This is a genomic window from Synechococcus sp. R55.7, from assembly GCF_047461955.1.
Classification (GTDB): Bacteria; Cyanobacteriota; Cyanobacteriia; order Thermostichales; family Thermostichaceae; genus Thermostichus.
This window is the reverse complement of sequence record NZ_JANSIC010000027.1, coordinates 1-1,582: the sequence shown is the minus strand read 5'-3', so window position 1 is coordinate 1,582 and position 1,582 is coordinate 1. Positions and strand designations below refer to the sequence as shown.

Annotated in this window: 1 protein-coding gene and 1 pseudogene; both read left to right on the top strand. The window is 59.9% G+C overall.

Going from position 1 to position 1,582, the window contains the following annotated elements:
- A pseudogene (locus tag NW820_RS02590) lies at positions 1–805 on the top strand (hypothetical protein); the annotation flags it as partial.
- A gap of 136 nt (positions 806–941) precedes the next feature.
- On the top strand, positions 942–1,582 hold a 641-nt coding region (cysE, locus tag NW820_RS02585), incomplete at its 3' end, for a serine O-acetyltransferase (RefSeq protein ID WP_414406608.1).

Below are 1,582 nucleotides of genomic sequence, written 5' to 3'. Positions count from 1 at the left end.
TCGCGTAAGCGGGCCGGAGGCCTTTGAAGAATTGCTACCGCGCGGCTGGCAGCGTCTGAGCGATGAGAACCGCACCCACTATCAGGTGGGGCTGCTCCCAGGCTCCAAGCCAGCCAAGCTCTCCTTGGGGGTGCCATTGGTGTTGGCTGTGGCCGATGAGCTGCGACAGATGCTGCCGAATGTCCGCTTTGTGATCCCGGTGGCCCCAGGACAAACCCCCCAGTCGTTGGCAGCCTATGCCCATCCCAAGCTCAATCCCGATATGGCTTTGATCTATGGCACCTCAGCCATTCTGGAGCAGACCAATCTGGGATCCCAGTTTGTTACCCCCTTTGGCAGCACGGTGCAATTGTGGACAAGCTTCCCTGCCTATTCTGTGCTGGCCAACTGTGATCTCTGTCTGACCACCATTGGCGCCAACACCGCCGAGCTGGCCTATTTGGGGGTGCCGATGGTTGTGGTGATCCCTACCAACAAGCTGGAGGCAATGCGCGCCTGGGATGGGATCCTCGGCCTGTTGACCCGCCTTCCAGGCTTGGGCACTTGGCTGGCCCGCGCCGTCAACAGAATTGCTCTGCGTTGGCTAGGTCACTTGGCTTGGCCGAACATCTGGGCAGGGCGAGAGGTGGTACCGGAGTTGCGGGGCCACTTGCGCCCGGTGGCCGTGGCCGCACAAATGCGAGTTCTGTTGGAAGATCCCCAGCGCCGTCAGCAAATGCAGACAGAACTGCAGCGGCTGGGGGGAAGGCCGGGAGCCGCGCAAGCCATTGGAGAACTGGTGGCTCAGCAGTTGAGTAAAGGCTAGGGCAGAAGGCAATTTGCTTGAGCTCGACCCAGTGGAGAGTTGCGCGAGGAGCTCCCTTGGCGCGATTGGAGATCTCTCCTTGCTGCCGGCAAAAAGTGCTAAAAGGGGAGTGGAGGTTCCTAAACGGAGACCATTCATGCTGACGGAGGCCGAGCAGTCGGCGGTGGAAAGCCCCAAAACGGGGGAGGGCAATTCTCTCCCTGCTGGCAAGCCGGAGCCAAAACTGGGGTTCTGGCAGCAATTTTGGGAGGATGTTGATTGTGTCTTCGATCGGGATCCGGCAGCACGCAATCGCTGGGAGGTCATCTTCACTTATCCCGGTGTGCATGCTCTGTTTTTGCACCGCATCGCCCACTGGCTGTGGAAACGGCGCTGGTTTTTCCTAGCGCGGCTGCTCAGCTTCTTGGCTCGTTCTTTCACATTGATTGAAATCCACCCGGCAGCCAAGATTGGGCGGCGCTTTTTCATTGACCACGGCTGTGGGGTGGTGATCGGTGAGACGGCAGAAATTGGTGATGATGTTACCCTCTACCACGGGGTCACCTTGGGGGGTACTTCCTGGAGCAAGGGCAAACGTCATCCCACCCTGGAAAACGGGGTGATTGTTGGCACGGGGGCCAAGATTCTGGGGCCGGTTCGCATTGGGGAAAAAGCTCGTATCGGAGCCAACGCGGTCGTGATTCAGGATGTGGCTCCCGGCATGACGGTGGTTGGGATCCCAGGCCGTGCGGTCATCCCGCCCCATCAGCGCCGCATCCCCGCCCATGGCATTGACCT